Genomic DNA, 6,849 nt, shown 5'->3' with positions numbered 1-6,849 from the left:
CGCGCCCCAGCGCCAGCCGCGCCTGCCAGCCGAGCTCGTGCAGGTCCGTCGGGCCGGAGGGCGGGACCGGCGGGCCCGGCGGACGCGGCGGGCGGAAGAAGCGCCGCGGCTCGTTGCCGCACCAGTCGGCGATCAGCCGCCCTGCGGCGCCGAGCCGCTCGCCCTCAGCCCCGCCGATCTCCCGCCCCGCCTCCCGCAGCGCGACGCCCATCAGCAGCAGCGTCGCGGTGCTGCGCCAGGGCGAGGGGTCGCCCGGCTCCTGCCGCCACGTCGAGGGATCTCCCGGCGATGACACCCAGGGCGTCTGCGGCGCGACGCGTGGCGCCGCCTGGCTCATCGACTTGCCGTCCATGCTCGTCTCCTCCTGCTGCCCGGCACCGGGCAGGCGGAGACTGACGCGCGCCCCGCGCCGCCGCCTCCTCCGAAGGGATGATGCCGCGCTATTCCGCGTCCGGCTGGGCCTCCGGCGCCGCTTCCCGGAACGCCGCCAGTTCGTTGCAGGCCGCCTCCACCGCCAGCACGCGCGGATAGGGCGTGAGGTCGGTGGCGAAGCGCCGCGCATTGCCGAGCTGCGGCACAAGGCAGAGATCGGCCAACCCCGGCACATCGCCATGGCAGAAGCGCCCCGTCGCCGGCTCCGCCAACCGCGCCTCGAAGGCGGCCAGGCCGAGCCCGATCCAGTGCCGCGCCCAGGCGTCGATCGCCGGCTGCTCCTGGCCCAGCTCGCGCTTCAGGTACTGCAGCACGCGCAGGTTCTGGATCGGGTGGATGTCGCAGGCGACGATCTGCGCCAGCGCCCGCACCCGTGCGCGCCCCCACGGATCGGCCGGCAGCAGCTTCGGGCCGGGCTGCGTCTCCTCCAGCCATTCCACGATCGCCAGCGACTGCGTCAGCGCGCCGTGACCCTCGACCTCCAGCGTCGGCACCAGCCCCTGCGGGTTCAGCGCCAGGTGGTCGGGCGCCGCCTGCTCGCCCTTGCGCAGGTGCCGCGCGACCTGCGTCGCAGCCAGGCCCTTCAGCCCCAGCGCGATCCGCACCCGCCAGGCGGCGGAGGAGCGGAAATACCCGTGCAGCGTGAGCCCTTCGGCCATGGCGTGTCCTCCCGTGTCGCGCGGGCAGGAAGGAGCGAGGCGGCGCGGCCTGTCAACGGCGGCTGCCCGCTGCTATCCTGCCGCCAACGCCCACGGGAGACCGGCATGCCGAAGATGCGGATCGAGGGGTCCTTCGTCGCCCTCATCACCCCGTTCAACGCCGATGGCAGCGTCGATTTCGGCGCCTTCCGCACGCTGCTGGACTGGCACGCCGCCAACGGCACCGCCGCCGTGCTCATCATGGGCTCGACCGGCGAGGTCTCCATGCTGACGCCGGAGGAACGGCGCGAGATCGTCGAGAAGACCGCTGCGATGAAGAACGGCCGCATGAAGTTCTTCTACGGCTGCACCGGTCCCTCCACCGCCGCCACCATCAAGTACCTGCAGCACGCCAAGGCGGCCGGCGCCGACGGCGCCATCCTCGCGGCACCCGCCTACATCTGCGCGCCCGAGGACGACATCGAGGCCTACTTCGCCGAATGCGCCGATGCGGTGGACCTGCCGATCGGCATCTACAACAACCCGCCGCGCGTGAAGTCGGACCTGCACTGGGACCATCTGCTGCGGCTGATGAAGCACCCGAACATCGTGGTGCTGAAGGAGAGCACGACGCGCGTCGGCCAGGTGGCGCAGGTCTGCGCCGCGCAGCCCGATGCGACGATCATGTGCTGCGACAGCCCGAACCTCGGCCTTGTGGTGCCGACCATGTCGCTCGGCGGCCACGGCACCGCGAACATGACGGGCAACATCGACCCGGCGGGGATGGCGCGGCTCTCGACGCCTTGGACGACGCCCGCGCAATCCGTGGTGTTCCGCGAGACCTATCTGCGCCTGCTGCCGCTGCTGCACTTCACCTACAGCGCGATCAACCCGGTCGCGGTGAAGTCGCTGATGAAGGCGGTGGGGCTGCCGGCGGGGGACCTGCGCCGGCCACTGACGGGCCTCAAGCCCGACCACCTGGCCAAGGGCGTCGCCATCGTGCGCGAACTCGGCCTGGATACGCAGTACGGCTGGCGCCTGCCGGGCAGCCTGCCGCTGGCGGCGGAGTAGCCGCTACCGCGCGGCGAGGGCGGTGCGCAGGAAATCCGCCGTCCTCTCGTAGTGCTCCTTGAGCAGCATGATGGCGCGCGGCACATGGCGAGCCAGCGCGGTCTCCGCGATGGCGTGGTGCTCGGCGCCCACGTCGCGCCCGGGATAGGCGGCCGGACGCGCCAGGGCGCGGTAGCGCTCCGCCCGTTCGCGCAGTGTCTCCGCCATGTCGCGCAGCGTGGAGGAGGGGCAGGCGGCCAGCAGGGCGCGGTGGAAGGCCGCGTGCGCCGCCTCCCACGCCGCGTCGCCGCGATCCAGGCGCCTGAGCCGCCATTGCGCCACCACCAGCGCCTCCTCCCAGGCCGCGTCGCCGGCAGAAAGGCTTTCCCGCAGCACCACCTCCTCGAGCCAGCAGCGGGCGCGCACCAGTTCGTCGAACTCGCCGACGGTCGCGGGCGCGGCGCGGAAGCCGCGCCCCTCGATGCGCTGCACCAGGCCCTCCGCGGCCAGCGAGGACAGCGCCTCCCGCACCGGGCTGGCGCCGGCGCCATAGGCGGCGCCGATCGCCTGGACCTTCAGCTTGCTGCCCGGCGCGATCCGCCCGTTCAGAAGGTCCGCGCGCAGCCTGCGATGGACCTGCAGGGTGAGACCGTCATCGCTGATCTCTTGCATGGGACCTATTCTATCGATAAAATGCTGCTTACGCCAGTTCTGCCGAGAGGAAGCGAGCCATGCGGATCCTGCGTTTCGAGGAAGGGGGGCGCGCGGCCACGGGCATCCGCATCGGCGACCAGGTCGTGCCAGTCGCCGCGCTGCCCGGCTTCCCGGAGGATCCCGCGGCGATCCTCGCCGGCGGTCCCGCGCTGCGGCAACGCATGGCAGAGGCCGCGGCGGCGTCCACGGCAAAGCGGCCCCTGGCCGGGCTCCGGCTGCTGATGCCGATCGCGCAGCCGGGCAAGGTGATCTGCATCGGGCTGAACTACGCGCTGCACGCCAAGGAAGGCGGCAACCCGATCCCCGACTATCCCGCCGTGTTCCTGCGCGTGCAGACCTCGCTGGTCGGGCCCGACGCGCCGATGCTGCGGCCGGGTTGCTCAACGAAGCTGGACTACGAGGCGGAGCTTGCCGTCGTCATCGGCAGCACCGCGCGCTGCGTCAGCGAGACCGACGCGCTTCGGCATGTCGGCGCCTACAGCCTGTTCAACGACGGCTCGGTGCGCGACTACCAGCGCAAGTCCACGCAGTGGACCATGGGCAAGAACTTCGACGCCACCGGTGCCTTCGGGCCGGAGCTGGTGACGCCGGAGGAGCTGCCGCCCGGCGCGGCGCCGCTGCGCATCTGCGCGCGCGTGGATGGCCAGACCGTGCAGGACAGCACCACGGGCGACATGATCTTCCCCGTCGCCCGCTGCATCGCCATTCTGTCGGAGGTGATGACGCTGGAGCCGGGCGACGTCATCGCGACCGGCACCCCGTCGGGCGTCGGCTATGCGCGCAAGCCGAACCCGCTCTACCTCGCGCCCGGCATGACGGTGGAGATCGAGGTCGAAGGGATCGGCGTGCTGCGCAACACCATCGCCGACGACCCTGCTTTCGCACGCTGATGATGCTGCCGGCCGGATTCCGGCCGCGCAGGATGACGGACCGGGGAGGGAAACGATGAGCAGGATGCGCTTCACGCGCCGCGCGGCAATCGCCGGCACGGTCACGCTGCTGGCCGCGCCGCGGCTGGCGCGCGCGCATTGGCCGGACCGGGCGGTGCGCATCGTCGTCGCCTTCCCGCCCGGCGCCTCCACCGACGTGCTGGTGCGCGCGCTCTCCAACCCGCTCTCGGCCGCGCTCGGCCAGCCGGTGGTGGTGGAGAACAGGCCCGGCGCGGGCGGCAACATCGCGACGGTGGCGGTGCGCCGTGCCGCGCCCGACGGCCTCACCTTCCTGGCGCATTCCGTCGCCTACGCGGTCAATCCCAGCCTCTATCGGAATGCGGGCTACGATGCGGTGACCGACCTCGAGCCCGTCGCGCTGATGGCGAGCACGCCGAACATCGTCACGGTGAATCCCGAGAAGCTGAACGTGCGGACACTGCCGGAGCTGATCGCCGCGGCGCGCACGCGGCCGCTGGACTACGGCTCCTCCGGCACCGGCACCACGACGCATCTGGGCATGGAGTTGCTGTTCCGCACGCTGGCCCGCGTGGAGGTGCAGCATGTGCCCTTCGGCCCGGCCCAGGCGGTCACCGCCGTGGTCGGCGGCCAGGTACCGATCGGCTCCACCAGCCTGCCGCCCGCCCTGCCGATGGTGCGGGAGGGGCGGCTGCGCGGCATCGCGGTGACCAGCCTGCGGCGCGACCCCGCGCTGCCCGAGGTACCGACCGTGGCGGAGCAGGGCTATCCCGGCTTCGAGGCGCTGACCTGGTTCGGCATGGTGGCGCCGCAGGGCACGCCGGCAGCGATCCTCGACCGCATGAATGCCGAGGTGAACCGCGCGCTTGCCTCCGCCGAGATGCGGCAGCGCATGGACACGATGGGCTTCGCACCGGACACGCGCAGCCGCGCCGAGTTCGCGGTCTATCTGCGCGAGGAGGTCGCGAAATGGGCGGGGGTGGTCCGCGCCTCCGGCGCGACGGCGGATTGAAGGGTCTTCCATGCGCAACGTCACCCCCGACACGCTCACGCAGGCCTTCGCCGACTACGCCGCGAAGGCCGAGGACCCCCGCACGAAGGAGGTGCTGTGCAGCCTGGCCAAGCACCTGCATGCCTTCGTCAGGGAGACGAAGCTGACACATGCCGAATGGATGGCGGGGCTGATGGCGCTGACCAGGGCCGGCGAGATCACCACGCCGGAGCGCAACGAGTTCATCCTGTTCAGCGACCTCTTCGGCGTCTCGGCGCTGGTGGACATGGTGAACACGCCGCCCGGCGCGACCAGTTGCTCCAACCTCGGCCCCTTCCATCAGCGTGGCGCGCCGCCGTTGCCAGATGGCGGCGACCTGTGGAAGGGCCAGCCCGGCCAGGTGATGGTGGTGACGGGGCGCGTGCTGGACGCGGCGACGGGGGAGGGGATCGCGGGCGCCACGCTCGACATGTGGCAGAACGCAGACAACGGCTTCTACGCCGCACAGGATGCCGGACAGCCCGCAAAGAACTACCACGCGCTGCTCACCTGTGCCGCCGACGGGACCTTCGCCTTCAGCACGACGCGCCAGCAGCCCTACACCGTGCCCTATGATGGCCCGGCCGGCGATATGCTGCGCGCGCTGGGCCGCGATGCCTGGCGGCCCGCGCATCTGCACGTGATCGCGGAGGCCGCCGGCTACCGGCCGCTGGTGACGGAGCTGTTCCTGGAGGACGATCCGTACCTCGATCGCGACGCGGTGTTCGGCGTGCGGTCGGATCTGGTGGTGCCGCTCGGCACCATGCGCAAGGCCGAGACGCCGGCGCATCTCGTCGCGCGCGACCGGCTGCCGGACACCGTGCTGCACGCCCCGCTGGTGATCCGCATGGCGCGCGCCTAGACGCCCGCGCCGCGGCAGCGATATATACGGCCGCGTATATCGCCGCGGCCGAGGATGACCCACGCCCCATGCTGACGCCCGAGGAATGGGAGGCAGTGCGCCTCAGCCTCGGCGTCGCCGCGCGCTCCGTGCTCGTCTCGCTGCTGCCGGCGGTCGCCATCGCGTGGCTGCTCGCGCGGCGCGACTTCCCCGGACGGACGCTGCTGGACGCGCTGGTGCACCTGCCCCTCGTCGTGCCGCCGGTCGTCGTGGGCTGGGCGCTGCTGATGACCTTCGGCGTGCGCGGCCCGATCGGCGCCCCGCTGCACGACTGGTTCGGCATCCGCCTGGTCTTCACGACGGAGGGCGCGGCGCTGGCCACCGCGGTGATGTCCTTCCCGCTGATCGTGCGCGCCGTGCGGCTGGGCCTGGAGCATGTGGACCGCGGGCTGGAGGAGGCGGCGCGCACGCTCGGCGCCGGGCCGCTCGACCGCTTCATCACGGTGACGCTGCCGTTGATGTCGCCCGGCATCCTGGCCGGCGCGGTGACCGCCTTCGCCGCCGGTCTCGGCGAGTTCGGCGCGGTGATCACCTTCGCCTCCAACATCCCGGGCGAGACGCAGACGCTGCCGCTGGCGATCTACGCCGCCACGCAGACGCCGGGCGGCGAGGCGGTGGCGGCGCGGCTCGCCGCGATCTCCTTCGCGCTGGCGGTCGGCGGGCTGCTGCTGGCCGAGCTGCTGGCGCGGCGGATGGGACGCTGGCTCGGCCGGGCATGACGCTGCGGGTCGAAGTCGCGCACCGATTCGACGGCGGGATGCGCCGTGCGGCGCGGCAGGACGGCTTCGCGCTCGACGTCGACTTCGCCGCGCCGGCGCAGGGCGTGACGGCGCTGTTCGGCCCCTCCGGATCGGGCAAGAGCAGCGTGCTGGCGGCAGTGGCCGGGCTGCTGCGGCCGCAGCGGGGCCTGGTCGCCCTGGGCGATGCCGTGCTTCTCGACACGGTGCGCGGCGTCTTCGTGCCGCCGGAGCAGCGGCGCTGCGGCGTCGTGTTCCAGGATGCTCGGCTGTTCCCGCACATGAGCGTCGCGACCAACCTGCGCTACGGGCTGGCGCGCGCGCCGACGCAGGATGGCGGGCCCGGCTTCGAGGAGGTGGTGGAGCTGCTCGGCCTGGCGCCGCTGCTGCAGCGCCGGCCCCGCGGCCTGTCGGGCGGCGAGCGGCAGCGCGTGGCGCT

9 protein-coding genes are annotated in these 6,849 nt (G+C 72.6%); 6 read left to right on the top strand and 3 right to left on the bottom strand.

Translation table 11 applies throughout. The features are described from left to right. Together OZN99_RS22100 and maiA are read right to left on the bottom strand one after the other, a co-directional pair. On the bottom strand, positions 1-352 hold a 352-nt coding region (locus OZN99_RS22100; RefSeq protein WP_270937418.1), incomplete at its 3' end, for a hypothetical protein. Positions 353-440: 88 nt separating this feature from the next. Then, complete coding sequence (gene maiA, locus OZN99_RS22095; protein WP_270937417.1) at positions 441-1,091, bottom strand: maleylacetoacetate isomerase; 651 nt, start codon at positions 1,089-1,091, stop codon at positions 441-443. Between the two features lie 105 nt (positions 1,092-1,196). On the opposite strand from maiA, the gene OZN99_RS22090 reads away from it, so the two are divergent. Continuing rightward, positions 1,197-2,141, top strand: coding sequence for a 4-hydroxy-tetrahydrodipicolinate synthase family protein (locus OZN99_RS22090; protein WP_270937416.1), 945 nt, complete (start codon positions 1,197-1,199; stop codon positions 2,139-2,141). 3 nt (positions 2,142-2,144) lie between these two features. Here the strand turns inward: OZN99_RS22090 and OZN99_RS22085 are convergent, their stop codons facing one another. After that, positions 2,145-2,792, bottom strand: a complete 648-nt coding sequence (locus OZN99_RS22085; protein WP_270937415.1) for a GntR family transcriptional regulator — start codon at positions 2,790-2,792, stop codon at positions 2,145-2,147. Between the two features lie 59 nt (positions 2,793-2,851). On the opposite strand from OZN99_RS22085, the gene OZN99_RS22080 reads away from it, so the two are divergent. The 5 genes from OZN99_RS22080 to OZN99_RS22060 all read left to right on the top strand — a co-directional run. Next, positions 2,852-3,724 carry a fumarylacetoacetate hydrolase family protein gene (locus OZN99_RS22080; RefSeq protein ID WP_270937414.1) on the top strand — a complete coding sequence of 291 codons (873 nt, stop codon included), beginning with the start codon at positions 2,852-2,854 and terminating at the stop codon, positions 3,722-3,724. A gap of 55 nt (positions 3,725-3,779) precedes the next feature. Next, complete coding sequence (locus OZN99_RS22075; RefSeq protein WP_270937413.1) at positions 3,780-4,754, top strand: tripartite tricarboxylate transporter substrate binding protein; 975 nt, start codon at positions 3,780-3,782, stop codon at positions 4,752-4,754. A gap of 10 nt (positions 4,755-4,764) precedes the next feature. Further along, complete coding sequence (locus OZN99_RS22070; protein WP_270937412.1) at positions 4,765-5,634, top strand: dioxygenase family protein; 870 nt, start codon at positions 4,765-4,767, stop codon at positions 5,632-5,634. A 68-nt stretch (positions 5,635-5,702) separates the two neighbouring features. Then, the gene (modB, locus tag OZN99_RS22065) at positions 5,703-6,392 is read left to right on the top strand and encodes a molybdate ABC transporter permease subunit (protein WP_270937411.1); all 690 of its coding nucleotides are present in this window, start codon (positions 5,703-5,705) and stop codon (positions 6,390-6,392) included. Next, positions 6,389-6,849 (top strand): ATP-binding cassette domain-containing protein (locus OZN99_RS22060; RefSeq protein WP_270937410.1); only part of this gene is annotated, 461 nt, incomplete at its 3' end. The genes modB and OZN99_RS22060, both read left to right, overlap by 4 nt.

The sequence above is a fragment of the Falsiroseomonas oryzae genome (assembly GCF_027856955.1).
Lineage (GTDB): Bacteria > Pseudomonadota > Alphaproteobacteria > Acetobacterales > Acetobacteraceae > Falsiroseomonas > Falsiroseomonas oryzae.
Note: the sequence above shows the minus strand (reverse complement) of the source record. Positions and strands in the feature narration are given on the sequence as shown.

Coding starts and splice junctions, on each gene's coding strand:
- OZN99_RS22080 (WP_270937414.1), top strand. CDS start 2,852: ATGCGGATCCTGCGTTTCGAGGAAGGGGGGCGCGCGGCCACGGGCATC.
- OZN99_RS22075 (WP_270937413.1), top strand. CDS start 3,780: ATGAGCAGGATGCGCTTCACGCGCCGCGCGGCAATCGCCGGCACGGTC.
- maiA (WP_270937417.1), bottom strand. CDS start 1,091: ATGGCCGAAGGGCTCACGCTGCACGGGTATTTCCGCTCCTCCGCCGCC.
- OZN99_RS22085 (WP_270937415.1), bottom strand. CDS start 2,792: ATGCAAGAGATCAGCGATGACGGTCTCACCCTGCAGGTCCATCGCAGG.
- modB (WP_270937411.1), top strand. CDS start 5,703: ATGCTGACGCCCGAGGAATGGGAGGCAGTGCGCCTCAGCCTCGGCGTC.
- OZN99_RS22070 (WP_270937412.1), top strand. CDS start 4,765: ATGCGCAACGTCACCCCCGACACGCTCACGCAGGCCTTCGCCGACTAC.
- OZN99_RS22090 (WP_270937416.1), top strand. CDS start 1,197: ATGCCGAAGATGCGGATCGAGGGGTCCTTCGTCGCCCTCATCACCCCG.